Raw genomic sequence first — 24097 nt, forward strand, 5'->3', positions numbered from 1 at the left:
CTTGGGAGTAGTTTCTTAGGCGTGCCTAGGAGCCGGCCAGCGTGTGCTGGTCGGCTTCGTCTTTGGGGCTTTATGCGGCGACGGGGCGTGGCGGGATTTCGCGGAAGAACTCCTTGTTTTTCAGCATCGCGTAGATGACATTGCATCGGCGTCGTGCCAGGCAGATGACTGCTGCGTTGTGGCGTTTTCCTTCAGCGCGTTTGCGTTCGTAATACCGCCGTGACGGTTCGTGGCTGCGGATAACTGCGAATGCGGAGTAGAACAAGGCGTTTTTCAGTCGTTTATTGCCTGACCGTGCCGGGAATTCACCTCTGATCGACGAACCGGATCGTCTAGTCACGGGTGCTATTCCAGCATAAGCAGCTAAGTGGCCAGCACTAGCGAAGTCGGAGCCATCACCGATCGCAAGAAGGATCTGCGCTGCGGTCTTGATGCCGACTCCGGGCATACTCATCAAGACCTCACAAAGAGGGAAATCAGCGAGCATCTCTTCAACCTGCTCAGCAATGGTGTTTCGTTGCTCTTTGAGGGCCTGGATGTTTGCAGCCAGTTGAGGAATTACTAACTCGGCGGCATCGCTTCCAGGCACGGTGACTGTTTGAGCTTTCAGCGCTGTAAAAATGTCGTCTACCAGCGGGGTGGGGTCTTTACGTGTGCGCTTGATCATCCAGTTCAACACTCGTTGGTATCCGGCTCTTTTTAGCCCCTGCGGTCCCTTGTAATGGATCAATAATTCCAGGATCGGCGTGCGAGTCAGGGTGCTACCAGCAAAAACTCGTTCCAGGCTGGGGTAGATCTGGGTGAGGACACTGCGAAGCCGATTGACAGTGCGAGTGCAATCGCGGGCGATGTCATCATCGAAGCCGGACAGCATCTTTAGGGCGGAGAGTACCTCATCATTGCGGTCGACGGCACGTAGCGTGTGGGGCATTGTGCGGGCGGTGTCGGCGATGATGAATGCGTCGCGTTTGTCTGTTTTTGCACGTCCCGGATAGAGATCTGCAGCTTTGCGCATCGCAAGACCTGGCAGGTATCCGACTTCGCAACCGCAGTCCCGGGCTACAGCAATCGGTAGTGCGCCGATGGTGTTGGGTTGGTCGACGATCACGAGCACGGTGCCAAGCTTCTGAAGCTGGTGAAAAACGCCTGCTAGTTCGGATTCGAGTTGAGGCAACGGTTTGTCGAAGACCTTGTTGCCATCACGGTCTAAGGCGCAGGCGTGGTGTTCAGATTTGCCGACGTCTAACCCAAGGAATATGTCGATGGAATGCTCCGGAGACATGATGAGCTCCTAGAAAACGAGATGGGTATGGCGTTGTTCCAGTCGCTGGTGTCATGACCTTCGTTGCAAGCACCCACGTTACAAAGAGACCTAGTTTAAAACTGGCCGTGTCCCTATCAGCTGTCATCGAAAGTCCTGGCACCCGGCGGCAACACCCCCCGGATTATGGAAACTACAGGGCAGGTAAGCCATACCGGGACCAGCGACTATCCCCATTATCGGGGACACTCACAAGGTAACGGGAATGCGACCGGGGAAGCCCAACGCATGTGGGCCTCGAGCATTCGCGTTTTAGCGCTTCAGCCCCGCGATCATGGTCTTCAAGTTGCTGCGCAGGAAATCCTCGTAGGTTCCCGCGACCGTGCCCGGCTTGCCGAGCTCATCGGAGTGCAGTGGCTCGTCGAAGATCGGAATCCCGGCCTCCTTCGAGACGGTCTTCATGGGGCGCGTATCCACGTTCGACTCCACGAACAGGTGCTTCGGGCGCTTGTCCTTCAGCTGGCGCACGAGGTGTCCGATCTGCGCGGGGGAGCCGTTTTCATCCGTGTCGATCTGCCAGATATACAGCTGCTCCATGCCGTAGGTGTCGACCATGTATTGGAAGGCATGTTCACTGGCCACGAGCACACGATCCTCCTTCGGCAGCGCACCGATCTGCTCGCGGTAGTCGGCGTCGATGCTCTCCAGCATGGCCTTGTACTCCGCCCCCTTCTCCTCGATGTGCTCGGCACGCTCGGGCAGGGCCTCGGCCAGCGCCGCGGTCACGTTCTCGGCCATCGCGATGCCGACGGTCGGGTCCAGGAAGGCGTGCGGGTTGATCTCCTGATTGCCCTTTTCGTCCTTGAGGTACTTCGGTTCCACGCCCTTGGTGGCCTCGACCATCTGGGAATCGTCCAGGCCCGCGGTGTTTTTCAGTTTCGCGAGCCAGCCGTGCTCACCGCCCTCGAGGTTCAGCCCGTTGTAGAACAGCAGGTCGGCGTCGCTCGTCGCATCCAGGTCCGCGGGCAGGGGGTCGTAGTCGTGCGGGTCCGTGCCGGTCGGCACGAGGTTATGGACGTCCACCGCCTCGCCGCCGATCTCCTCCACCAGGTCCGCCAGCAGCGTGAAGGTGGTGACGACGTTCAGCTGCTCACCGTCTGCCTTCTCCTCCGTCGAGAAGGTCACGGCCCCGAACACGAGGGCACCGCCCACCAGGAGGGCCAACAGCGCGGCCAGTGGCTTATTGCCCAGCGAGCGAGCAATCAGTCCCTTGCCTGGCGCGAAGAGGAAAGCCAGCAGGAACAGCGCGCTGGCGGTCAGCACGATCGTCACGCCGGAGGACACGTTGTAGCTATAGCTCAGGAACAGCCCCACTACGGAGCTGAGCGCCGAGATCGCCACTGAAAGCCCGATCATCACTCCCAGCCGGTTCGTCAGCAGGTACGCCGCCGACGCCGGAGTAATCAGCAGGGAGACCACCAGGATCACGCCCACCGTCTGCAGGGAAATGACCGTCACCAGCGTGAGCACCACCATCAGCCCGTAGTGGATTGCCCGCACGGGCACGCCAGCCGACTGCGCCATGACGGGGTCGAAGGTGCTGAGCTTGAGCTCCTTGTAAAAGACCAGCGTGAGAATCAGCACGGCAGCGGCAATACCGATCGAGAGGTTGCGGTCGGCGTCCTGAACGGTCAGGACGTTGCCGAAGAGGATCTCCGTCAGATCCGTCGCCGTCTGCGCTTTCGCCATGAGCAGCACGCCGATCGCGAAGAAGGTGGAAAAGACGATGCCGATCGCCGAATCGTTCTTCACAGTGGAGCGTTCGCCGATCAGCCCGATCGCCAGTGTGGCGAGTAGACCCGCGACCACCGCCCCGAGGAAGAGGTTCGTGCCGAGCAGGTAGGAGGCCGCGACCCCCGGTAGTACGGCGTGCGAGATGGCGTCGCCGATCAGGGCCATGCCGCGCAGCACGATGAAGCTGCCGACGATGCCGCAGGCCACGCCCACGATCACCGAGGTGATCAGCGCGTTTTGCAGGTAGCCGTGGCTGAGTAGTGAGTCGAGGAACTCCGCGATCATGCTGTCTCCTCCTGGAGGGCTGCCTGCCGTGGCGTGGGGTGGGCTGGTGCTGACGGCTCGCGGATGACGAGCGCGCCGAAGGCCTTCTGCAGCACGTCGGGGACGAAGACCTCCTCGGTGGGACCCGCCGCGACGAGCTCGCCGTTGAGGACGATGAGGTCGTTGTAGTAGCCGCGCACCGTGTTCATGTCGTGGTGCACGACGACGACGTGCTTGCCCGCGTCCGCCATCTGCCGCAGCAGGGTCACGATCGTCTTCTCGCTGGGGACGTCGATGCCGACGAAGGGCTCGTCCAGGAAGATGTACTCCGCGTCCTGGACGATGGCGCGGGCAAAGAGGACGCGCTGGAACTGTCCGCCCGAGAGTTCGCTGATGTGGCGGTGGCGAAAGTCCCACATGTCGACGTCCTTGAGAGCCTGGGTGGCTGCTTCGCGTTCGGCCTTGCCGGGGCGGTGGAAAAGACCCAGGCGCGGGTAAGTGCCCATCAGGACGGTGTCGAAGACGCTGGTGGGGAAGTTGCGGTCGAGGTCAGAGCGCTGCTCGATATAAGCGATTGCGCGGCGCTGCTCGGCGGGGGCCTTGCCGTCGAGGGTGACGGGGTAGCCGGCAGGGGCGCCGGTGGGGCCTGTGCCGTGGACGTTGTGTTTGTCCAGGATCTGGAGCATCGCCTTCATGAGGGTGGATTTGCCTGAGCCGTTGGGGCCGATGATGCCGTGCATGCCGGGGGAGTCGAGGGTGAAGCTGATGTTCCGAATCGCGGTGTTCGCGCCGTAGCTCACGCTCAAGTTCTGGACGCTAATACTCATGGCAGCCAAGAATAGCGTTCAGTTCAGTGAATCACCAAATTCAATGTATTGAACTTTGGGGTGGGGTGGTGTTGGGGGGTGTCCCTATGTTTTTGTCAAGTGCCAGACCGATGTTGACGAGCACAGTCTTGGGAGTAGTTTCTTAGGCGTGCCTAGGAGCCGGCCAGCGTGTGCTGGTCGGCTTCGTCTTTGGGGCTTTATGCGGCGACGGGGCGTGGCGGGATTTCGCGGAAGAACTCCTTGTTTTTCAGCATCGCGTAGATGACATTGCATCGGCGTCGTGCCAGGCAGATGACTGCTGCGTTGTGGCGTTTTCCTTCAGCGCGTTTGCGTTCGTAATACCGCCGTGACGGTTCGTGGCTGCGGATAACTGCGAATGCGGAGTAGAACAAGGCGTTTTTCAGTCGTTTATTGCCTGACCGTGCCGGGAATTCACCTCTGATCGACGAACCGGATCGTCTAGTCACGGGTGCTATTCCAGCATAAGCAGCTAAGTGGCCAGCACTAGCGAAGTCGGAGCCATCACCGATCGCAAGAAGGATCTGCGCTGCGGTCTTGATGCCGACTCCGGGCATACTCATCAAGACCTCACAAAGAGGGAAATCAGCGAGCATCTCTTCAACCTGCTCAGCAATGGTGTTTCGTTGCTCTTTGAGGGCCTGGATGTTTGCAGCCAGTTGAGGAATTACTAACTCGGCGGCATCGCTTCCAGGCACGGTGACTGTTTGAGCTTTCAGCGCTGTAAAAATGTCGTCTACCAGCGGGGTGGGGTCTTTACGTGTGCGCTTGATCATCCAGTTCAACACTCGTTGGTATCCGGCTCTTTTTAGCCCCTGCGGTCCCTTGTAATGGATCAATAATTCCAGGATCGGCGTGCGAGTCAGGGTGCTACCAGCAAAAACTCGTTCCAGGCTGGGGTAGATCTGGGTGAGGACACTGCGAAGCCGATTGACAGTGCGAGTGCAATCGCGGGCGATGTCATCATCGAAGCCGGACAGCATCTTTAGGGCGGAGAGTACCTCATCATTGCGGTCGACGGCACGTAGCGTGTGGGGCATTGTGCGGGCGGTGTCGGCGATGATGAATGCGTCGCGTTTGTCTGTTTTTGCACGTCCCGGATAGAGATCTGCAGCTTTGCGCATCGCAAGACCTGGCAGGTATCCGACTTCGCAACCGCAGTCCCGGGCTACAGCAATCGGTAGTGCGCCGATGGTGTTGGGTTGGTCGACGATCACGAGCACGGTGCCAAGCTTCTGAAGCTGGTGAAAAACGCCTGCTAGTTCGGATTCGAGTTGAGGCAACGGTTTGTCGAAGACCTTGTTGCCATCACGGTCTAAGGCGCAGGCGTGGTGTTCAGATTTGCCGACGTCTAACCCAAGGAATATGTCGATGGAATGCTCCGGAGACATGATGAGCTCCTAGAAAACGAGATGGGTATGGCGTTGTTCCAGTCGCTGGTGTCATGACCTTCGTTGCAAGCACCCACGTTACAAAGAGACCTAGTTTAAAACTGGCCGTGTCCCTATCAGCTGTCATCGAAAGTCCTGGCACCCGGCGGCAACACCCCCCGGATTATGGAAACTACAGGGCAGGTAAGCCATACCGGGACCAGCGACTATCCCCATTATCGGGGACACTCACAAGGTAACGGGCATCGGGAGTGAATCTTGATGGCGGAGAGCCACCTGGTTAAAACCGCCATCGGTCGAAGCTTCGGCTGTCCGATTTGTTGCATTTTGTATCTTCACCGCAGTAGCAGTGTGGTCGAACGACCGTCTTCTACCACAGATTGGCAGCCACACCGGGGTTTTAGCGTCCCAAGGCCAGATATATGCTCCCAAAGCGTATATTTGACGTTAACTCAAAGGTCAGAGCCTAAAAATCCCCGTTTCCAGACACACTTTCTGACCCTTAACCCCCACGACATCCGAGGCCTAAACGACAGCTTGTGTTGTTTTGCGGCGTGTCGAGTTAAACGACATTTTGTGTTGGTGGGCTTAGGTGGCTGGCAGCGTTAAGGAGTTAAAGCCTCGATAGCCAACTTGTGGCCACGTTATGCCCCAAGAGGGGAGGGCATAACGCATTAACGTGGCTGATTCGGGGCCTGGGCGGATGTTCAAGAAATAGCCTAGGCAGGCAGAGGACCTAGTAGCGCTCGCGGCGGCGCTTGTTCAGCTTGGCGTAGTGATCCGGCTTGGAGTCGCCGTAGCGCGAGCGATTGCGGCGGCTGGCGGCATGCGAGGAGGACGCGGCGGGAACGGCTGGGGCGGTATCGGTGGCGTCGTCAGCGGCCGCGTGGGCGTCGCGCCGGGAGGTCGCGGGGGACGGGGCTTCTACCGGTGCGGAGCTTGCACTGGAGGCGTCCGCGGGCTCGGATGGAGTTGAGGCATCGGCATCGAGGGCGGAGAGGGCTTCTTCCTCCTCGCGCAGGCGGCGACGCTCACGGATTTCGGACCACACGAAGTAGCCCAAGCCCAGCGGGGCCATGATGCCGAAGGCAATCCACTGGTAGCCGTAGGAGAGGTGGTTGCCGCGGTCGAGCTGCGGGATCGGCATGGCGTTGAGCACGCCGGGCTGGTCGGCGGAGAGCTGGATGTAGTCGTGGGCCAAGGGGGCGTCGATAAGCGAGGCAATCTGCTCCGTATGGATGGAGTAGACCTGCTGGTAGCCCTCTTGCTTAATGGGGGCGGACTGGTGCTCGGCCTCATCGGCGCGGATCATGCCGGTGAGAGTGGTCTCGCCCGAGGGAGCATCAGGGATATCTGGCACGGCGTTGGCCTCGCCGGCCTTGACCCAGCCGCGGTTAACCAGGATGGTCAGGCCGGAATCGGTGCGGAAGGGAACCAGAGATTGGTAGGACGGACCGGAATCGACCGGGCGCAGGCGCAGCAGCACCTCATCCTGCGGCAGGTAATGGCCGTGCAGGGTGGCACGGGACCACTCATCGTCCTTGATGGCGCCGTTGCCATCCACGAGGTCTTCCACCGGCTGGGGGTCAGCCTCATAGGCGTGGGTGATGAGCTCGTTGCGTTCCACAATGTCATCGTCTTTGCCCAGCTGCCACGGGGCAAGGACGGTAAAAGCGAGGTAGGAAAAAGCCACGACGAACAGCAGCAGTAGAACCCAACCCGGCTTAAGGAACGTCTTTAGCATGGGGCCTAGTTTAGTCGCGGTTAGCGCGAATCCAATCCAGCAGGCCAGGCACGGCGGCCTCGATATTCTTGCGCGTGGTTTCAAAATCCGTTGCGGAACCGTAATACGGGTCTGCCACGTCCGCGTCCTCCGGGGAGCTGGGGTCGAAGCTGCGCATCAAGCGAATCTTGGCCGGGTCGATGCCGTGCTCAATGAGGGCCGCGCGGTGGCCCTTGTCCATAGCAATGAAGAGATCAGCGTCCATGTGCTCTGCCCCCAGCTTGGCCGCGCGGTGGGAACCGCCATCGTGGCCGCCGCGGCGCAGTTCGGCAACTGCGCGTTCGTCCGCGCCCTGGCCTACATGCCAGCCGCCGAGGCCGCAAGAATCTACGGTGGCGACGAGGTCTAGCATGTCCTTTTCCATTTCATCGCGCACGATGATCTCTGCCATGGGGGAGCGGCAGATATTTCCGGTGCAAACAAAAACGAGGTAAAGGCCGGAGCGGGTATCGGTCTCGGTCATGCGGAAAACCCCTTCGCGCGAATAGTACTGTGGTGCGGAAGATAGGATATAGCAGTAGTAACTATTCCATGAAACGAGCATAAAGGAGCACCTCCATGTCCACTGTGAGCGTGGGCGATGTCCGCCGCGTACTCGATGAGGCCTACCCGCCGCACCTGGCGGAAAAGTGGGATGCCGTGGGGCTTATCTGCGGGGATCCGGCCGTGGAGGTAAAGCGGGTGGCTTTCGCTTTGGACTGCACCCAAGCGGTGGCCGAGCGCGCGGTGGAGCTCGGCGCGGACATGCTCGTGGTTCACCACCCGTTGCTTTTGCGCGGGGTGGAGTCCGTGGCGGCCGATACGCCCAAGGGCAAGGTAGTGCACACGTTGGTCAGCAATGGCGTTGCGCTCTTTGCGGCCCACACCAACGCGGATAAGGCGCGGCCGGGAGTAAACGATAAGCTCGCGGAGCTTGTGGGCATCAACCCCGGCCGGCCCATCGTGCCGGAGCCCCAGGGCGTGGATAAGTGGGGCGTGCACGTGCCGGTTGCCGCGGCCGAGGAGGTAAAGCAGGCGCTTTTCGACGTCGGCGCGGGCCACATCGGCGCCTACTCTCACTGCTCCTTCGATATCGCCGGCACGGGCCAATTCCAGCCGGAGGAGGGTGCTGACCCCACCGAAGGCGAGATCGGCGCGCTGCACCGCGGCGAGGAAATCCGCGTCGAGTTCGTTGCCCCAGCCGCACTTCGCTCCTCTTTGCTGCAGGCTCTGCACACCGCCCACCCATATGAAGTGCCGGCCTATGACATCACGGAAACCGCCGGCCACCAGGACCTCGATACGGCGCTTGGCCTCGGACGCGTGGGAGAACTGCCGCAGGAGATGACCCTGCGTGAGTTTACCCAGCAGGTGGCTAATGCCCTGCCAGAGACCGCCTGGGGCATCCGCGCCGCCGGCGATCCGGATCAGAAGGTGCGCACGGTGGCCGTGTCTTCCGGATCGGGAGATTCTTTCCTCTCCGCGGCCGCGAAGCTAGGCGTGGACGTGTATGTTACCTCGGATCTGCGCCACCACCCGGTGGATGAGCACCTGCGCGCCGGCGGCCCCGCCGTCATCGATACCGCCCACTGGGCCAGCGAATTTCCGTGGACGGCCCAAGCGCGCGATATCGTAGAGAATGCTTTAGAACTGGATACGGAAATTATTAGCCTGCGCACCGACCCGTGGACTATCTCTGCGCACCCAAAGGAGTCATAAGTGAAACTATCGCAAGAACTACAGCCGGTACTGCTGGAGCTGGCCAACCTGGAACGCTCGCAGGGCCATGGCGCAAAGAAGGAAATCCCGGAACAAGCCGAGTATGACAAGGCCAAGGAGGAGCACAAGCGGCTGCTGGATGCCTCCGGTTCTGCGCAGATGGCCGTCGATGACATGGAGACCGAAATCCTGTGCATCCAGGCCGATGAGCGCAAGCTGCGCCAGCGCGAGCGCGATGATAAGCGCCAGCTCGGCGCCGCAGTGGACCCAGAAACCCGCAAGGATCTGGAGCACGACCTCTACGCTGCCAAGTCCCGCATCGCAGATCTCATGAGCGAGCTGCAGGAGGCGCATAATGAGGTGCACGCGCTGCGTTCCAACCTGGATGTCCACGGCGCGCGCGTTTCCGATTCCGAGCGCAAGCTGGAAAAGCTGCGCCGTGCGGCCGAGGCGGCTAAGGAAGCGGCCGCCAATCAAGAAGATCCGGCCGTGCGCATCGGCGAGCTGCGCGATCAACTGCCCGCCGGAGTGCTCAGCGAGTACGATACCCAGCGCGAGGAAAATGGCGTAGGCGCCGCCCAGTTCAAGGCCAACCGCGCCTGCGGCGGTTGCTTCATCGTCCTGCCGCCGGCCGAGCAAAACGCTGTGCGCAATGCCCCGGCCGATGAGCTGCCGCAGTGCGGCGATTGCGGCTCCTACCTGGTGCGCCTGGTCTAATGAAGGTCATCATTTACGCCGATGGCGGCTCCCGCGGCAACCCCGGAGTAGCCGGTTCCGGCACCGTCATTTATGACGGCAGTGGGCAGCACATCCTGCGCGAAATTGTCTATGTGGTAGGTACCAAGTCCACCAATAACGTCGCTGAGTACAACGGCTTGTTGCGCGGGCTTGAAGCCGCCACCGAGCTGGGCGCTACCGAGGTGGAATTCCACATGGATTCCAAGTTGGTGGTGGAACAGATCAACGGCCGCTGGAAGATCAAGCACCCTGATATGCAGAAGCTGGCGCTGCGCGCCCGCGAATACATCAACGGCTTTTCTACTTTCAGCCTGGACTGGGTACCGCGCGCCAAAAACAAGGTGGCAGACGCCCTGTCTAATGACGCCATGGATGCCGCGGCCGCCGGGCACCCCGAAGGCATCGTTGCTAACGAAGAAGACTCCGAGCCAGCCCCAGCCGCGGAGCAGGACACCACCGCGCCGCACCCCACCGATTGGCTGGGGGATCGCGGACCTACCACTCGCTTTATCTTGCTTCGCCACGGGCAGACGGAGATGTCGGCCGCCAAGCAGTACTCCGGCCGCGCCAATCCGGGCCTTACGGAGCTCGGACAAAAGCAGGCGCTTGCTGCTGCCCAAGCGCTTGCCGGCACCGACTTTGATGCCATCGTCTGCTCGCCCCTGCGTCGCTGCCAGGAAACTGCAGCGGCCGTGGCCAATGGCCGCGATATCGCGGTAGAAACCGTCGAAGGCCTCATCGAAGTGGACTTCGGTGCGTGGGAAGGCAAGACCGCAGCCGAGGCCCACCAGCGCGATCCGGAACTCCACGAGGAATGGCTGCATGACGCGAGCGTCGCCTGTCCGGGCGGCGAATCGCTGCAAGCGGTCAACCGCCGCGTGCGCACCACCCGCAAGGAGCTCCAAGAGCGCTTCGCAGGCAAGACCGTGTTGGTGGTTAGCCACGTCAACCCAATTAAGTCCTTCATCCGCCAGGCGCTCGATGCCGGCCCAGCCACCTTTGGACACCTCTTCCTCGACCTGGCTGCTATTTCGCGGGTGGAGTTCTGGGATGGCGGCTCTATGGTGCACGGATTTAACGATGTGGGCCACCTGGCAGGCCTGCGCTAGAATAAGGAACGCGAATGAGCCGGCCGGGTGATCGCGTCGCTTCAAACGGGTAGCCACGTGCTGCCGCGTGGGCGCCGAGGAAAGTCCGGACTCCACAGAGCACGGTGGTTGCTAACGGCAACCCGGGGAAACCCGCGGGCAAGTGCAACAGAAAGTAGACCGCCTTGTGTCTCCGCTTGAGCTTCGGCCCAAGTTGGAGCAGCAAGGTAAGGGTGAAACGGTGCGTTAAGAGCGCACCAGCACCGTCAGTGATGGCGGTGGCTGGGTAAACCCCACCGGGAGCAAGGCATCACGGCCCCGCCACGTTGCGGGGCCCGATCAGGCGTTTTAAGGCTGCTCGCTCGAGCCTGAAGGTAGCTGCTGGAACCAACTGGCAACGGTTGGTCTAGATGGATGTTCACCGCGCGGTGCTTCCCAGGGAGTGCCGCGGTTAGACAGAATCCGGCTTATAGGCCGACTCATTCGCCCTACTACGTTTATGGTGGTGGACATGAAGCTCTATGCCGCCCCGCTTGATTTCCGCGCTATTGCCGCAGAATTTTCGGTAGCCACCGATTTTCCGGCCGAGGTCACCGACCAGGCCGTCCGCGCGCAGGACCGATACGCCGACTCGCGCCGCGACGCCCGCGACATTCCCTTCGTGACCCTGGATCCCGCCGGCTCCATGGACTTGGATCAGGCGGTTTACATCGAAGAACGCGAGGGCGGATACCGCGTCTACTATGCCATCGCGGACGTTGCTGCTTTCATTGAGCCCGGCAGCGAGCTGGAGCGCGAATCCTTCCGCCGCGGCCAGACCATCTATCTTCCCGATGAACCCGCGCGCCTGCACCCGCCCGAGCTTTCGGAGGATCGAGCCTCGCTGTTGCCTGGCACCGATAAACCGGCCGTGTTGTGGACCTTTGACTTGGATGGCAACGGCGAGGTGGAGTCCTTCCACGTCGAGCGCGCGCTGATTTACTCCCAGGCCCGCCTGGATTATGAAGGCGCGCATGCGGACCTCGCGGCCGGCAAGCTCCACCCATCTATTGCTTTGCTGCCGGTGGTCGGCAGGCTGCGCCAGCAATCCTCCCTGCGCCGTGCGGCCATTTCCTTGCGCCTGCCCTCCCAGCGCGTCGTGGAAAATGCTGACGGCACCTTTGAACTCATTATCGAGCCGCGCTATGAGGTCATGGACTTTAACTCGGAGATCTCCCTGCTCGCCGGCATGTGCGCTGGGCGCCTCATGCAGGAAGCCGGCGTGGGCTTCTTGCGCACCCTGCCCGCGGCCGAGCCGGAGCACGAGCGTCAATTTCGCGCCGAGGCCCAAGCCCTAGGCTTTGCGCTTGGCGACGCCCCCATTCCCCAATTCCTCCTCACCGTCGACGCCGATTCCCCGCGGGGTATGGCTGTTATGCGTGAGGCCCAAAGCCTTTTGCGGGGCGCCGACTATGCCTGGCTAGGCGAGCAAGAGGCGCAGGTACACGCCGGTATTGGTGGCTACTATGCCCACGTCACCGCGCCGCTGCGGCGCCTGTCCGATAGGTTCGCTACTGAGGTCTGCCTAGCCCTATGCGGCGACTACGAGGTTCCCGGCTGGGTGGGGGAGCGCGCCAAGGACGTCATTAGCGCAATGCGCTCTACTTCGCAGCTTGCCTCCCAGGTGGATAAGGCCTGCCTTAACCTCACCGAGGCCACCGTGCTGCGCCCTTGGCTGGGCACCAATTTCCCGGCCACCGTTGTCAGTGGCGATCCGAAGCGGGACAAAGCTCGGATTTTTGTTCCGGAGCCACCCGTCTTCGGCCAATCTGTAGGCGCGCCAGAAACCGGCAGCGAAACCACCGTCTCGCTGGTGACAGCGGATACCAATTCGCGCGAGGTGCTCTTTGCGTGGCCTGCTGATTAGCCGGAGAGGCTACTAGCTTTCGCCGCGCGCGGCCTCGCCAGGCTGCAACTCGACTACGAGCAGGCCGTCTTCCGCCAAGTCGGCCGCAAAGTTGTGCGCGCTTTTCGCCGGAACGTAGGCAATGACCGCATTTGAAGTCCCCGCGTGTGCCGAACGGCCCGCTACGGCGCCGCGGACCGTGACCAGCTCGGCGAGCTTTTCCGCCGAATCCAAGCCGTAGATATTGGCTAGGGAGGACTGCGACTGCAAAAGGATAGGGAAGAGCTCCGCGCCGCGGTGCGAGCGCAGGAAGCGAGTGAACTTTTCTACGCGCTCAGTTTCGTCCTCATAAAAGGCCATCCACTCCGTGGCGGCGCTGATACTCGGGCGGCCCTCCTCGCCGTAGACCTTGTGGACGGCTTTGAGCCAATCAAGGACGCGCTGTTGGGCGTCGGGAAGCAAGCGCAGCGAATCGGTGCCAAAGGAGTGGCACGCATCGTCGATAAAGCGCTGGCGCTGGCGGATATCGGCGATAGCCTTTTCCTCCTGCGCGGAAAAATCTTCCGGCACCGCCACTGCGAAGGCAGCTATCTCGCGGCCTACAAGGTGCGGGGCGTGGGTGACAGAACCATCGGCGTAATCCATGATGCATACGCCCTCACCCGTGCTGCGCAGGGCTGCGCTGTGGCGGGCACGCAAAGGCGGCCGTGAACCAAAGGTAGTAACGGCCTGGGTGCATACATCCGCTACCCGGGCCCTTAGCGGCGCATCCAGGTCCGCATCGGCCCCCATGAGGGCCAGCGCTACCGCGACATCCGCGGCGGCATCTGCACCCAAACCCGCACCTTCCGGAATATCGGAGGCGATGGTGATATCCGCGCCGGCTGTCTCACGAGAGAGCAACTGGCGGTTAATCATCGTGTGGACGATGCCACCCACGCGAGCGGCCAGGCCTCCTTCCGGTGCCGGTGGAATGATTGGCTGTCCCTCTGCATCCGTGGTGGGTTGTTGCGCTGTTGCCAGCTCTGCGAGCGCTTGCAGGCTAATCGATTCATGAGCAGTCTCGCCCTGAGATGGGTGGAAATGTACGGCCACCACGCCATCGGTGCGCGGGCTTACTGCAGCAGCGGTGCGTAGCTTGTCCACGCACATGGCAACAATGCCGCCGAAGTGGTCAATGTGTTCACCAATGAGGGGCCACGTTGCCGGCGCGCTGGCGGTATGCGTTGGAGCGCTGCCCGTGAACTCGGTATGTGCTTGGGCGGCGCGCTCGGCTACAGGCTCTGCAGGCGTTGACCACAGTGGCATGGGTGCTAAAGCTCCTTTTCCAGGTTCTGGGACCAGTAGTCTTCGTTGCCCCACACACGCGGTGGTGCGTTTAAAGCAACGAACGCCCGCCACCTATGTGCGCGGTGGCGGGGAATACGGCATGGATTCGTATAAAAGAATTGTGCTGCCCCACATTCTAGCGGGCATCGGTGAGACAGCGTAGGTAGTGTGGGCACAAGCCATATCAGCGGCAGCACTTAGCCGGTGCCGCTGATGCAACGACTGAGAGGATAGTTTCATGAGCGATGCAGACCAGAAGTGGTTCTTTGATCCCACCACTAAGGAAGTCAGCCAAGGCAAAACCTCTGGCTGGGAAAATCGGATGGGCCCGTATGACACCCGCGAAGAGGCAGAAAACGCCATCGAAATCGCCCAAGCCCGCAATGATGCGGCAGATGCCGCAGACGAAGAAGATGACTGGAATTAACTAACTCCCAGCCATCTCTTTTAAGCCGTGCTTCCCGGCACCTGCCCGAGGAGCGCGGCTACTTTAGCTTCTTGCGCAGCGGCTTAAACGCGGCCTTGATGTCTTTGAAAGACTCGGCGTAATCGTCAAGAGCCTTTAGGCCAATGGTTCGCTCGCGCTGGTAAAGCAGGCCGTAGCCAAAGGTATTTTCCCCACGACGGCGAGCGGACTCTGCCAACTCGAGCAGCTTATCTCGCGAGGTCACGGAATCCTGGAAGTCACCGAGCACCGACTGCATCTGCTTGCAGGCCTTGTAGAGGCGCTTGGTCTTGAGATTGGTGGCAGAACCAGCTGCTTCAGCTGCATAGCGCAGCTTCTTTGCTGCCTTGCGCATATCGTGGAAATAATCCTCGCGCTCGTGCAGGGACAGTTCCTGGTCATCCCAGTTCTCCACGGCCTTCTTATGGCGCTTGACCAGCTTGTTATAGGCCTTTTCAAGGTGCTGCGCCATCACGGTATCCATGTCGGCGGACTTGTCCTTGGACTTCTTTTTCTCTGGCTTCTTTTCGGCCTTTTCTGCAGCAGGTGCGCTGTCCTCGCTGGATTCGGTAGGGGTAGCGGCGTCATCTTCTGCAGAGGACTGCTCCTCTGTCTGCTCCGCATCGCTTGCTGCCGGGGCGGACTCCTGTTGCTTATCGGCCGTTGGCGGGTCTGCGAGCAGGCGATCGAGCGACTCCAGCAGCTCGAGGTAACGCTCGGAATCCAGGGCTGCGATAACGCGGCGGTGCGCGCGGCGGTAGGCGTTGCCCATATCGTGCGCAATGTGCTCGCGGGTGGAGTCATCCAAGGTGTCAGAATCCTCGGACTCCAGCAGCTTCTGCCAGCGCTCTTCCACAACTTCCGCATCGCGAGCAACGCCCAAGATGCTGGCAAGCTCCTTGAGCTCGGCTTCGATCTTGTCGATTTCTGGGCCGACAACGATGCCATGGAAGGTCTGCAGGTGGCTGCGCAGCTCGCGGGTGGCGACGCGCATCTGGTGAACCGAGTCCCACTCATCGCGGCGCACGCGAGGGTCATAATCAACTAGCTTGTCGCGGTTGGCTTGGAGCGCGGTGATGACGGCCGCGGCAGGGGAGTCTGGATCCACGTCTGGCGAAACTAGGGCTGGAGGCAGCGGTGCGTTGGCGTAGGAATCGCCCAAAGCAGACTTCAGCTTGGATGGGGAGGAAGAAACGCGCGCACCGGCACCGATGAGCAGGGAAGTGGCACGGCGAATGAATTGCGTGCCTTCCTCAGTGCCAGGAAGCTCACCGGCGAGCTCTACTTCCCACTCGCGCCACGACTGCTGCTGGCCACCTGGAAGGAAGGAAAAGGCGGTGACGTGGTCATCGCAGAATTCCGCTACCGGTTTATTATCGGCATCCGCTAGGACCATCTCGGTGCGCTTGTTGTCTACCTGAGCAATCGGGGTGAGTTCGTGGTGGCGGATAATGGAGCGGACCTGGTGGAGAAGCTCCTCAGGTACTTCGTAGCGGCCATCTACAGGTTCTCCCAGCTCGGCGTGGATTTCAGTGCGGCCAGCCTCGCTAGGAATCTTGATATGCCAGCCATCATCATTGCCACCCGTGCGGCGGCGGAGGGTGATCTTTGCGTGGGTCAGGCGGAGGTCTTCGGTGTCGTAGTAGATGGCAGAAAGCGCGTGGTGGCGCGTGTCTGCAACGTGGTCAACTCCCTCGAGGCGGGTCAGTTCAGGGAGCTGAGTGGACTCGGCTACGGAGAATTTCGCTTCAACTTCGAGAAAAGACTGTGTAGACATTCACGTACCTTTTACTTTCTAGACCAATATCTCACCGGTGATCCTACCCGTTAAGCATTCGTTTCGGTGTCGCTCCTCGCCCCCGTTCGCTAGCAGGGAACGGGAGGGAAGAATGGCCTTGAGCAGGGCAAAATTACTGCGTAATTTCTGGAACCGAACCGATCCCGGAAGCATCGCCGCCAAAGTGAGATTTATCGGCAGCGGCAATGCCATCGTTGATGCCGTGCATGCTGTTCATGGAAAGCGACATTTCCGTCAGGTTGGGGAAGAGGCGATTGCGAGTATCGATGGCGTGATCGGTGCGCGCCTGCAACGCCGGAAGGGTTTGGGTAGCTACAGTCTCTGCGTGGTGTGAGCAGTACTGCGACTCCCGCAGGTTATCTGCGATGCCATCCTCATTTGCTTGAGTGAGCAGTTCACCGATGCGGGCGGCATAAGAGAGCCGGAAGCTACGGCGATAGGCGGCGGTGGAGCCCGTAGCGCGGGCAATTTCTGCGCCGTCACCATTGCGCATGAACCAATCGCATTGACGGTTGAGAGAGGCAAAAAGGTCGGCGCAATGGGCGGCGTCGGCAGGAGCGCCAATCACGCAGGCCAAGCCCTTGTCATGAATCAGGAGAGTGGTGCATCCATTGGCGTCAGAGATGGTGCTTAATAGGGAAACCTGGTGCTTGATATACGGCGGGTGGATGTGCACGCGGTGGGAAATGAGATCAGGTAGCTCGGAAGTAAGCAGGTCTTCGATGCGATACTTCTGCTGCAGGGACTGCGCCTTAGAAATGAGAACCTCGGCCTCATCCTCAAAGCTGGTAGATTCCGCTTTTCGCAAAAGGCCTAGAACTTTTTCGCGGATTTTGCGTTGCTTATCGCTAAGCCCATCCTCCCGCAAGGATTCGCCAGAGGCTAAAAGCTCAGTATCGCGCAGCCTAGGCAGGTGAATGAGCTCTTTCATAATGGCGCGTAACTTATCGCGGGGAATGAAGTTTTCCTGCGGAGGGGCCATCTGTAGCCATGCTTTGCGCAGCGCAGGGGAGGTAATTCGTGCCGGCACATGGGGGCTTGCACGGTAAATAATCGGGTAGGCGTGCGGGCCTAAGACGTGTTCTAAGTCCGCCGGCGCCCAGCCTTGTTGTGCGGCGGTGACGAGGCGTTCGATTACGTGAGCAGAAAGGTCATCGCAGTGGGTGGTCATAAAGATTCGTCCTTTAAGAGGTGTACGTGTGTTCGCTTGCCCACTTAGCAAAGCATGCGCTGGAGCTGGCTCCTGCCGGAAAATCCCCCACTGGCCACCCCCTAGATACTCTTGCGACCTGCACATTTCGCCCCGGAAAAACTGTCGCATGAACTGCACATCCCTCGGGGGAGAGCCGGTAAGGTCTAAAGCATGAATAGCCAACACGAATTTGTCTTGCGCACCGTTGAGGAACGCGATATCCGCTTTATCCGCCTGTGGTTTACGGATATTCTGGGCGCCCTTAAATCCGTGGTCATGAGCCCGTCCGAATTGGAATCGGCCTTTGAAGAAGGTGTTGGCTTTGATGGTTCTTCCGTAGAGGGCTTTTCTCGCATTTCTGAGTCTGACACCATCGCCCTGCCAGATCCCTCCACCTTCCAGATTCTGCCCTTTGATATGGATGAGCCGGACCTGCAATCGGCCCGCATGTTTTGCGATATCGCACAGCCAGACGGCCAGCCCTCCATGGTGGACCCGCGCCATATCCTGCGCCGCCAGGTCACCGAGGCCGCCAACGATGGATTTACCTGCATGGCTTCGCCTGAAATCGAGTTCTATCTTTTCGAGCGCGGCCGCGAACTTACAGACTTGGTGCCCACGGACAACGGCGGTTACTTCGACCAAGCAACGCACGATACCGCCCCGCTTTTCCGCAGGAAGGCAATGTTAGCGCTGGAATCGCTGGGAATTGCCACGGAGTTTAGCCACCACGAAACCGCGCCAGGCCAGCAAGAAATTGATCTGCGCCATGCGGACGTGCTCACCATGGCCGATAACATCATGACCTTCCGGCACGTGATTAAGCAGGTGGCCACCAACTCCAACGTGCGCGCCACCTTTATGCCTAAGCCCTTCGAGCATTTGCCGGGCTCTGGCATGCATACCCACTTGAGCCTTTTTGAAGGCCAATCCAATGCTTTCCACGATCCGGATGATGAATTCTCTTTGTCCCAGACCGGCCGCCAGTTCATCGCCGGCATCTTGGAGCACTCCACGGAGATGTCCGCGATTGTGAATCAATGGACCAATTCTTATAAGCGCCTGATGTTCGGCAACGAGGCGCCGGGCGCAGCCACCTGGGGAGTATCGAATCGCTCCGCGCTGGTCCGCGTTCCCACCTACCGGCTTACCAAGGAAGAATCGCGCCGGGTAGAAATCCGCTCCATTGATGCCTCGATGAACCCCTACCTGGGCTATGCGGTGCTACTAGCAGCAGGCCTGCGAGGCATCCGCGAGGGCTACGAGCTCGATGAACCGGCCGAGGACGATGTCCACCAGCTCACCCGCCGCGAGCGCCGGGCAATGGGCTATAAGGATCTACCCACCAGCCTGGATCAGGCCTTGCGAGAATTTGAAAAATCCGAGTTCATGGCAGAAGTCCTGGGCGAGCACGTCTTTGAGTTCTTCCTGCGCTCCAAGTGGGATGAGTGGCACCACTATCAGAGCCAAATCACCACCTTTGAGCTGCGCAATAACCTGAACTTTTAGGAGAAAAATGCGTCCTGCTGCTGTGCCTTCACCGGCCACACTAGGTCTTACCCGTCCGCATGCTGCGCAGGATATTGAGCAGCTGGGGTGGAAGAATCCAGAATCAGCGGATCTGTTGTGGACCCTCGCTGCCGTGGGTGACCCAGACCTGGCTCTCAATAATCTGATCCGCATCTATGAGCAAGCCCCAGAGCTAGATGATGCCGTGCGGTCCAATGAAACCTTGCGCGTGCGCCTCTTCGCCTTACTGGGGGCGTCGACCGCCTTTGGCGATCATCTCGCGGCACACCCTGAACTGTGGCGAGAATTAGAAAAACCCCTTCCTCAGCCCGAAGAGATGCTGCAAAGCCTGCTTGGTGCCGTCGATGCCCAGCCTGCGGACTTTGCTCACGACGTGGACCGGCCCGATCCGGCGCGCGAGGACTTGAGCGCGGCGGGTACTTACCGTGCCGGCGAGGGTGAGCATAAGAAGGCGCTGCGCACGACCTACCGCACTTTGATGATGCGCATTGCCGCCTGTGATGTGGCGGGCACCTTCCAATCACGCAAGGGCCAGACCAAGCTGCAGCCGGAGGTAGGATTTCGCCAGATTACGGCGCTGACCACCGCGCTTGCCGACGCCGCCCTAACCGCCTCTCTCGCCTGTGCCGTGCGCACCATTTACGGCGATGAACCCTTGGATGCACAGCTGGCAGTCATGGCGATGGGCAAGTGTGGCGCAGGCGAGCTGAACTATATCTCCGATGTGGACGTCATCTTCGTTGGCAGCGAGGCAACCCCTAGAGCCACACGGCTAGCGGCGGAGTTTAATCGCATTGGATCCACCACCTTTTTCGAGGTGGATGCCAACCTGCGCCCGGAGGGAAAGTCGGGCGCGTTGGTGCGCACTTTGGAATCCCACGTGGCCTACTACAAGCGATGGGCGGAGACGTGGGAATTCCAGGCGCTCCTTAAAGCGCGCGCTATGACGGGCTACCTCCCACTAGGCCAGGACTATTTGGACCAGATTCGCCCGATGGTGTGGACGGCGTCGCAACGCGAATCCTTCGTGGAAGACGTACAGGCCATGCGCCGCCGCGTGCTGGCGAATGTTCCCGCAGAGCTCAAACACCGCGAGCTGAAGCTAGGCGTGGGCGGCCTGCGCGATATCGAATTTGCTGTCCAGCTCCTGCAGTTAGTGCATGGTCGCTCTGATGAGACGCTGCGCGCGCTTTCCACGGTGGAGGCGCTGGAGGCGCTGATTTCAGCGGGATACGTCGGCCGCGAGGACGGCACCCAGCTCATTGAAGCCTATGAGTTTTTGCGCCTGCTTGAGCACCGCCTGCAATTGGAGCGCTTCCGCCGCACGCACACGCTGCCGGAAAAGGACGATGAAGAGGGGATGAAGTGGCTGGCGCGCATCGCCGGCTTTTATCCGCAGGGCACTAAGTCGGCGGCCGAGCGCATGCTGACGCACCTGCGCCGGATCCGCCTGCGGATCTCCGAGCTGCACTCGCGTCTGTTTTACCGGCCGCTGCTCAATTCCGTGGTCACCATGTCCGCCGATGAGCTCAAGCTGTCACCGGAGGCCGCCAAGCTGCAGCTGGCCGCGTTGGGCTATAACCACCCCGACCGCGCATTCGAGCACTTGACCTCCTTGGCGGCGGGAACCTCGCGCAAGGCACGCATCCAGGCGATTTTGCTGCCTACCTTGATGGAATGGCTGGCTGATACCGCAGACCCCGATATGGGTCTGTTGAACTACCGCAAGCTCTCGGAGGCCGCGAACGATAGATCGTGGTTCTTGCGCATGCTGCGCGACGAAGGAATTGTGGGCCAGCGGCTCATGCACATCCTGGGTACCTCGCCGTTTACTTCTGATTTGATTATTAGCGCACCGGATTCGGTTAAGCAGCTTTCCGACGGCGCCACTGGCCCCAAACTGCTAGAAACCAAGCCCGAACAGGTTTCCAAGGCGCTGGTCAATTCCAGCAAGCGACACGCCGACCCGGATAAAGCGGTGGCGGTGGCGCGCTCGTTGCGCCGGGTTGAGCTGGCCCGCATCGCCAGTGCGGATTTGCTGGGCTTCATGCCGGTCAAGCAGGTGTGTCATGAGCTATCCACAATTTGGGATGCCGTCCTTGAGGCTGCACTTCGCGCCGAGGTGCGTGCGTGGCGCCTGGCTAACGAGGACGCAGAGCCGCCAGCGCGCATCGCCGTCATTGGCATGGGCCGTTTGGGAGGCATGGAGCTGGGATTTGGCTCAGATGCGGATGTGCTCGTCGTCGCAGAACCTAGCGAACCGGCCGGTGACTCTGGTGCGGAAGGGGAGGCCGTGAAGTGGGCCATCGGGATCGTCGATAAGCTTCGGCGCCGCCTGTCTAAACCTTCGGGCGACCCGCCACTGGACGTCGATTTGGGCCTGCGCCCAGAGGGCCGCTCTGGTGCGGTGGCACGCACCATCTCCTCCTATGAGCGTTATTACCGCGAGTGGGGCGAATCTTGGGAGCTGCAGGCTTTGTTGCGCGCGGCCTTCGTGGCTGGTGACAAGGAAGTAGGCGAGCGATTTATGTCCATGGTCGATAGCTTCCGCTACCCTGAAGGCGGCGCGAGCGCCTCGACCATTCGCGATATCCGGCGCATGAAGGCGCGCGTGGACAATGAGCGCCTGCCGCGCGGCGCGGACCGCAATACTCATACCAAGCTGGGGCGCGGTGCGCTCTCAGATATTGAATGGACCGTACAGCTCCTGACCATGATGCATGCTCACGAGTATGCCCAACTGCACGATCCGTCCACACTGCGCGTGCTCGACGCCTTGGAGGAAAACGCAATCCTCTCTGCCGAGCAGGTCTCGGACCTGCGCGAAGCCTGGCTTATGGCTACCGACGCCCGCAATGCACTGGTGCTCGTGCGCGGCAAGCGCGTCGACCAGTTGCCCGGGCCCGGTCCGCAGCTGGCCCAAGTAGCCGGTGCCGCTGGCTGGCCGCCGGAGGATAACCAAGGGTTTCTAGAAAACTATCTGAAACTTACCCGCCATGCCCGGAAGGTTGTAGATGAGGTCTTCTGGGGCGAGGAGGAATCCTTCGAGCATTCTTAGAGTTAGCCTTGAAAGTCCCCGATGCGCGCATTGTGGCCTTACTTTTTGCACTTTCGGGCTCTAAAGTGGGATGGGAACAAGAAAGGACTGGCTAGTTATGTCTTTTAAGCTGCAACTCGATGTGGACAACGCCACGGTGAGCGAACTATCCGCGCTGCTTTCTGCAGCGCGTGCCGCGGGCGTGCGCGATGGTGACGCCCTCCGCCTTGATGGCACCACCTTGACCATCGAGGTCTCTACGCCGCGGGAGGAAAAGCCAGCGCCGCCGCGCCCAGAATCAGCACCGCACAATTCTCGCCAGGCCCCTCGCTCGTGGGGGCGCGCCGACCGCATAGGGGAGGCCACCATCCGCTCCATCATCGACGCCCTCAATGATCGTGGCGAGAACCCTCGCGGCAATGACTACGGTTCCTTCGGCGATAGCGCTGGGTACCATGGCTAAAATCAGCGGAGTGTATCGATATAAGCTCATCTACCTGTGGGCCTTTGTAGCCGTGGCCGTCATCGTGGCTATCGCTGTCGGGGTGTGGGCCACCAATCGCGATAATCCCCCCAAGGGGACGAAGACGGTGGGCGAGGCCGTGGCTGGTGGCGTGGTTCAGGAAGACATGCCCGCACAGGTCAATGGTGATATCAAGGCCGATGATTCCACCGACGCCAATCGCGTGACCTCCCTGGCGAAGGCGCTGGGCATCCCGCTCAATTCCGTCCCGCGGGGTATTACCCAGACGGAAAACGGCAAATCCGATGTGCGCGTCTACTTGGAGCGCGAGCTCAACAGTGCGGTGGAGTCTGGTGACATCAGCGAATCCGATGAAAAGGCAGTCCTCGTCGCATTTGAGCGAGGCCTTGTGATGCCGGCCAGCGATGGCATCGTGGCCGAGAGCTATCCAGCAAACTAGCCCTTTATTTCCTCGCGAACTGGGCGCGAAAATTCAGGCAACCCGCAGCTAGGCGGCATGGCCTTGGCAGTAACTCTTCCTAAGGTAAAACATCACAAATTGGTAACGGGCAGGGTGCTCGGTGCCGAAGCCTCTGGAGGAGACTATGACTTTCAAGACCACGCTGTCGACCGCGGCGGGAGTACTCGCCGCCATTGCCATCCCCATCACCGGCGGGGTAGGGGTGGCTTATGCCGTCAATACCGTGCCGGCCGATACCATCGCCCAGTCAGTTCCGGCCGGCGACTTGGGTGGCCACCTGAAAAACTTTGGCGCGGCGGCAGCGCAGGAAGATGCGCTGCGCGTACTCGATGAACTGAATTAACCTAGGGCCCATGCTGGTTGATGCCCTAAGCCTGAAGTTTAAGCCCGATGACTACCGCGCCGAGCTGCCCATCTTCGACTATTTAGCTGATTTGGGCAGCTTCAAGCTGCGAAGCCCCGTCACCGTCTTTGTAGGAGAAAACGGCATTGGCAAATCGAGCTTGCTCGCTGGCGTAGCTAGTGATTTGGGCTGTTCACCTGCGGGCGGCCGCATGGATGACCCAGATGAAATCGTTCCTCGCAGCCCCATTCGCTGCGATACGGAGGAAGTGATCCAGCGTGCCTATTTCCTGCGCGCCGAAAAGCACGAGTACTTGATTGGACGTGGGGATTCAGCGGCCGAACGTGGTGGTCGTTCGACTCTTTCTCAGAACGTGGATTTGTCCCGCCGCTCGCACGGGCAATCCGTCTTTGACCTGCTCTATGAGCACATCAATGGCCAAGGTGTGTACATCCTGGATGAGCCAGAATCTGGGCTGTCCGTTATCCGGCAACTGGCCCTCGTAGGGGAAATTGCCCAAGCAGTTGACCGCGGCGCACAGGTCATTATTGCCACGCACTCGCCGATTCTTCTGGCCTGCCCTGGTGCGGACATTGTGGAGCTCAACGATACTGGCTTTGAACGCATCGCCTTCGACGAGGCGGAAGCCGTGGCGGCGACCCGGGAACTTCTGGCGGACCCTGAGGGGACCATTCGCTTTATCCTCAACCCGGAGTGATCAACCGAGGGTTT

At 60.5% G+C, this 24097-nt stretch carries 20 protein-coding genes and 1 other RNA gene; 12 read left to right on the top strand and 9 right to left on the bottom strand.

Annotation, left to right across the window (positions count from 1 at the left end; all coding sequences use genetic code 11):
- Nucleotides 1–70 precede the first annotated feature (70 nt).
- The 6 genes from LG376_RS07215 to LG376_RS07240 all read right to left on the bottom strand — a co-directional run bounded on the left by LG376_RS07215 (nt 71) and on the right by LG376_RS07240 (nt 7801).
- Entirely contained in the window at nt 71–1282 is a 1212-nt protein-coding gene (locus LG376_RS07215) for an IS110 family transposase (protein ID WP_011273191.1), read from the bottom strand.
- A 291-nt stretch (nt 1283–1573) separates the two neighbouring features.
- On the bottom strand, nt 1574–3340 hold the full coding sequence (locus LG376_RS07220; protein ID WP_225746661.1) for a metal ABC transporter solute-binding protein, Zn/Mn family: 1767 nt from the start codon (nt 3338–3340) through the stop codon (nt 1574–1576).
- Nucleotides 3337–4146 carry a metal ABC transporter ATP-binding protein gene (locus tag LG376_RS07225; protein ID WP_035006260.1) on the bottom strand — a complete coding sequence of 270 codons (810 nt, stop codon included), beginning with the start codon at nt 4144–4146 and terminating at the stop codon, nt 3337–3339. The genes LG376_RS07220 and LG376_RS07225 overlap by 4 nt, the downstream gene beginning before the upstream one ends.
- 197 nt (nt 4147–4343) lie before the next feature.
- Nucleotides 4344–5555, bottom strand: a complete 1212-nt coding sequence (locus LG376_RS07230; RefSeq protein WP_011273191.1) for an IS110 family transposase — start codon at nt 5553–5555, stop codon at nt 4344–4346.
- A 736-nt stretch (nt 5556–6291) separates the two neighbouring features.
- Complete coding sequence (locus LG376_RS07235) at nt 6292–7299, bottom strand: SURF1 family protein (RefSeq protein WP_225746662.1); 1008 nt, start codon at nt 7297–7299, stop codon at nt 6292–6294.
- 10 nt (nt 7300–7309) lie between these two features.
- Entirely contained in the window at nt 7310–7801 is a 492-nt protein-coding gene (locus LG376_RS07240) for a low molecular weight protein-tyrosine-phosphatase (protein ID WP_225746663.1), read from the bottom strand.
- A 95-nt stretch (nt 7802–7896) separates the two neighbouring features.
- Between LG376_RS07240 and LG376_RS07245 the strand changes: the two genes are divergently transcribed.
- From LG376_RS07245 to LG376_RS07265, 5 genes are all read left to right on the top strand, one after another.
- Nucleotides 7897–9036, top strand: a complete 1140-nt coding sequence (locus tag LG376_RS07245; RefSeq protein WP_225746664.1) for a Nif3-like dinuclear metal center hexameric protein — start codon at nt 7897–7899, stop codon at nt 9034–9036.
- Complete coding sequence (locus tag LG376_RS07250) at nt 9037–9753, top strand: zinc ribbon domain-containing protein (RefSeq protein ID WP_225746665.1); 717 nt, start codon at nt 9037–9039, stop codon at nt 9751–9753.
- Complete coding sequence (locus LG376_RS07255; RefSeq protein ID WP_225746666.1) at nt 9753–10883, top strand: bifunctional RNase H/acid phosphatase; 1131 nt, start codon at nt 9753–9755, stop codon at nt 10881–10883. Before LG376_RS07250 ends, LG376_RS07255 begins: the two co-directional genes overlap by 1 nt.
- Before the next feature lie 15 nt (nt 10884–10898).
- Nucleotides 10899–11348, top strand: an RNA gene (gene rnpB, locus LG376_RS07260) — RNase P RNA component class A.
- Nucleotides 11349–11373: 25 nt separating this feature from the next.
- Complete coding sequence (locus tag LG376_RS07265) at nt 11374–12768, top strand: ribonuclease catalytic domain-containing protein (protein ID WP_225746667.1); 1395 nt, start codon at nt 11374–11376, stop codon at nt 12766–12768.
- A gap of 12 nt (nt 12769–12780) precedes the next feature.
- Here the strand turns inward: LG376_RS07265 and LG376_RS07270 are convergent, their stop codons facing one another.
- The gene (locus tag LG376_RS07270) at nt 12781–14055 is read right to left on the bottom strand and encodes a galactokinase family protein (RefSeq protein ID WP_225746668.1); all 1275 of its coding nucleotides are present in this window, start codon (nt 14053–14055) and stop codon (nt 12781–12783) included.
- A gap of 259 nt (nt 14056–14314) precedes the next feature.
- Here LG376_RS07270 and LG376_RS07275 point away from each other — a divergent pair, with 259 nt between their 5' ends.
- Entirely contained in the window at nt 14315–14503 is a 189-nt protein-coding gene (locus tag LG376_RS07275) for a hypothetical protein (RefSeq protein WP_225746669.1), read from the top strand.
- Nucleotides 14504–14561: 58 nt separating this feature from the next.
- On the opposite strand, the gene LG376_RS07280 is transcribed toward LG376_RS07275, so the two are convergent.
- Both LG376_RS07280 and LG376_RS07285 read right to left on the bottom strand, forming a co-directional pair.
- Nucleotides 14562–16298: a CYTH and CHAD domain-containing protein gene (locus LG376_RS07280; RefSeq protein WP_225746670.1), complete on the bottom strand. Its 1737-nt coding sequence runs from the start codon at nt 16296–16298 to the stop codon at nt 14562–14564.
- 133 nt (nt 16299–16431) lie between these two features.
- Nucleotides 16432–17490, bottom strand: a complete 1059-nt coding sequence (locus LG376_RS07285) for a DUF2786 domain-containing protein (RefSeq protein WP_225746671.1) — start codon at nt 17488–17490, stop codon at nt 16432–16434.
- A gap of 192 nt (nt 17491–17682) precedes the next feature.
- Here LG376_RS07285 and LG376_RS07290 point away from each other — a divergent pair, with 192 nt between their 5' ends.
- The 6 genes from LG376_RS07290 (at nt 17683) to LG376_RS07315 (ending at nt 24083) form a co-directional block, all read left to right on the top strand.
- Entirely contained in the window at nt 17683–19020 is a 1338-nt protein-coding gene (locus LG376_RS07290) for a glutamine synthetase family protein (protein WP_225746672.1), read from the top strand.
- Nucleotides 19021–19027: 7 nt separating this feature from the next.
- Nucleotides 19028–22099: a bifunctional [glutamine synthetase] adenylyltransferase/[glutamine synthetase]-adenylyl-L-tyrosine phosphorylase gene (locus tag LG376_RS07295; protein ID WP_225746673.1), complete on the top strand. Its 3072-nt coding sequence runs from the start codon at nt 19028–19030 to the stop codon at nt 22097–22099.
- Nucleotides 22100–22196: 97 nt separating this feature from the next.
- Nucleotides 22197–22541 (top strand): hypothetical protein, encoded by a 345-nt coding sequence (locus LG376_RS07300; RefSeq protein WP_225746674.1) that lies wholly within the window; start codon nt 22197–22199, stop codon nt 22539–22541.
- A complete protein-coding gene (locus LG376_RS07305) occupies nt 22534–23001 on the top strand; it encodes a hypothetical protein (protein ID WP_225746675.1) in 468 nt (155 codons plus the stop codon). The genes LG376_RS07300 and LG376_RS07305 overlap by 8 nt, the downstream gene beginning before the upstream one ends.
- Before the next feature lie 145 nt (nt 23002–23146).
- On the top strand, nt 23147–23365 hold the full coding sequence (locus tag LG376_RS07310; protein ID WP_040425194.1) for a hypothetical protein: 219 nt from the start codon (nt 23147–23149) through the stop codon (nt 23363–23365).
- A gap of 10 nt (nt 23366–23375) precedes the next feature.
- Complete coding sequence (locus tag LG376_RS07315) at nt 23376–24083, top strand: AAA family ATPase (RefSeq protein ID WP_225746676.1); 708 nt, start codon at nt 23376–23378, stop codon at nt 24081–24083.
- Nucleotides 24084–24097: the final 14 nt, after the last annotated feature.

It is taken from the genome of Corynebacterium sp. Marseille-P4611 (genome assembly GCF_916618765.1).
Taxonomy (GTDB): Bacteria; Actinomycetota; Actinomycetes; order Mycobacteriales; family Mycobacteriaceae; genus Corynebacterium; species Corynebacterium marquesiae.

Coding starts and splice junctions, on each gene's coding strand:
- LG376_RS07215 (WP_011273191.1), bottom strand. CDS start 1,282: ATGTCTCCGGAGCATTCCATCGACATATTCCTTGGGTTAGACGTCGGC.
- LG376_RS07220 (WP_225746661.1), bottom strand. CDS start 3,340: ATGATCGCGGAGTTCCTCGACTCACTACTCAGCCACGGCTACCTGCAA.
- LG376_RS07225 (WP_035006260.1), bottom strand. CDS start 4,146: ATGAGTATTAGCGTCCAGAACTTGAGCGTGAGCTACGGCGCGAACACC.
- LG376_RS07230 (WP_011273191.1), bottom strand. CDS start 5,555: ATGTCTCCGGAGCATTCCATCGACATATTCCTTGGGTTAGACGTCGGC.
- LG376_RS07235 (WP_225746662.1), bottom strand. CDS start 7,299: ATGCTAAAGACGTTCCTTAAGCCGGGTTGGGTTCTACTGCTGCTGTTC.
- LG376_RS07240 (WP_225746663.1), bottom strand. CDS start 7,801: ATGACCGAGACCGATACCCGCTCCGGCCTTTACCTCGTTTTTGTTTGC.
- LG376_RS07245 (WP_225746664.1), top strand. CDS start 7,897: ATGTCCACTGTGAGCGTGGGCGATGTCCGCCGCGTACTCGATGAGGCC.
- LG376_RS07255 (WP_225746666.1), top strand. CDS start 9,753: ATGAAGGTCATCATTTACGCCGATGGCGGCTCCCGCGGCAACCCCGGA.
- LG376_RS07265 (WP_225746667.1), top strand. CDS start 11,374: ATGAAGCTCTATGCCGCCCCGCTTGATTTCCGCGCTATTGCCGCAGAA.
- LG376_RS07270 (WP_225746668.1), bottom strand. CDS start 14,055: ATGCCACTGTGGTCAACGCCTGCAGAGCCTGTAGCCGAGCGCGCCGCC.
- LG376_RS07275 (WP_225746669.1), top strand. CDS start 14,315: ATGAGCGATGCAGACCAGAAGTGGTTCTTTGATCCCACCACTAAGGAA.
- LG376_RS07280 (WP_225746670.1), bottom strand. CDS start 16,298: ATGTCTACACAGTCTTTTCTCGAAGTTGAAGCGAAATTCTCCGTAGCC.
- LG376_RS07285 (WP_225746671.1), bottom strand. CDS start 17,490: ATGACCACCCACTGCGATGACCTTTCTGCTCACGTAATCGAACGCCTC.
- LG376_RS07290 (WP_225746672.1), top strand. CDS start 17,683: ATGAATAGCCAACACGAATTTGTCTTGCGCACCGTTGAGGAACGCGAT.
- LG376_RS07295 (WP_225746673.1), top strand. CDS start 19,028: ATGCGTCCTGCTGCTGTGCCTTCACCGGCCACACTAGGTCTTACCCGT.
- LG376_RS07300 (WP_225746674.1), top strand. CDS start 22,197: ATGTCTTTTAAGCTGCAACTCGATGTGGACAACGCCACGGTGAGCGAA.
- LG376_RS07305 (WP_225746675.1), top strand. CDS start 22,534: ATGGCTAAAATCAGCGGAGTGTATCGATATAAGCTCATCTACCTGTGG.
- LG376_RS07310 (WP_040425194.1), top strand. CDS start 23,147: ATGACTTTCAAGACCACGCTGTCGACCGCGGCGGGAGTACTCGCCGCC.
- LG376_RS07315 (WP_225746676.1), top strand. CDS start 23,376: ATGCTGGTTGATGCCCTAAGCCTGAAGTTTAAGCCCGATGACTACCGC.